Here is a 1,203-nt window from a genome sequence, read left to right as displayed (position 1 = left end):
AGATTCTATGGTGCGGCACAACATACAACTGGCATTTTCGGTCGATATGTTGATTGATTTTTCATCAGGGCGAAGGCGATGCGCGCCAGCTTTCGGGCAAGTTTCACCAAGGCCTGTGTCGTCTTCAGCCCCTGGCCTCGGTAGGTCTCATACACACCGGCCCAGGCTTTCGTTCTGCGCGCCGACATGGCCGCGTTGTATAACAGGCGGCGCAGCTCCGGATCGCCTTTCTTGGTCAACCGTCGACGTCCAATCTGCTTTCCTGAGTCGCGGACCCGAACGTCCATCCCCAGGTAGGCTACAAAGGCATCGCTGCTCTTGAATGCTCCCCTGTGAAAGGTATTGGCCAACGCGATGGAGGTGAGATCGCCAACGCCTTCAATGGCTAGGCAGCGTTGAGCATCCGGCCACCAGCCCACTTCATTCATCGCATCCCTGAGGAGGCGTTCGATCAGCTTCTCAATGTCCTTGATATTGTTGCTCAGGCGCTGACACGAGGCTTTGAGTTCTGGCATATCTCCCAAGCTTTGAGCCAGAGCCACGCGGGCATGCACGAGCGAAGCCCTACGTCGCATCAGGCCTTGGACGCGATAGAACGCATCCTGTGGCGGCACCCACGGCTTAAGGTCGCCCAGTTCCTTACTCACGTAGCGCAGGATCAGCCGCGCATCGGCCGGATCGGTCTTGGCGCGGCCACCCACGCCGTCGCGGTATCGATTGAGTCGATACCCGTCCAGCAGATAGAGTTCATGACCCGCCTGATGAGCGAGTGACGTCAGCCTGCGGTGATAAACGCCCGTCGCCTCTAGGGCAAGATGAGACCCGGCAGGCAAAGTCTTCAGCCAGCTGCGGATCGCTTGCAGCGTGTTGCCTATCGTCGCAATGCTTTGCGAATCACTGCGAGCCACCACCAGCTCGGCCTTGCTGACATCGATACCGACCATGATTGACTCAATGGGCTTTGCCATGACTGGCCCTCCAAGCTAAGGTAATTTCACTTGTCAGGGCTCATCGAACGCTGGCTTGCAACATTTCGTCGGTCATGAGCGGCAGGCTCCGCCGATGGATTCTCTATCGGCGTTTGGATGAGAAGGGTGGGGGCTAAATCTCCCACAGTCCGTGCCGAAAGGCCGGAAGGCCCGTTTGCCCCCTCCACCCTGACAAGTCCCTTTTAGGACTTGCGTGGAAACCATACAAGGCCCG

General features: G+C 58.0%; 1 protein-coding gene. It reads right to left on the bottom strand.

All coding sequences use genetic code 11. The features are described 5' to 3' along the window. Positions 1-5: 5 nt before the first annotated feature. Positions 6-968 carry an IS110 family transposase gene (locus NA647_RS19580; RefSeq protein WP_256059167.1) on the bottom strand — a complete coding sequence of 321 codons (963 nt, stop codon included), beginning with the start codon at positions 966-968 and terminating at the stop codon, positions 6-8. Between the last annotated feature and the right edge of the window lie 235 nt (positions 969-1,203).

It is taken from the genome of Stutzerimonas stutzeri (assembly GCF_024448985.1).
GTDB lineage: Bacteria > Pseudomonadota > Gammaproteobacteria > Pseudomonadales > Pseudomonadaceae > Stutzerimonas > Stutzerimonas stutzeri_AP.
This window is presented reverse-complemented; position numbering and strand designations above follow the sequence as displayed.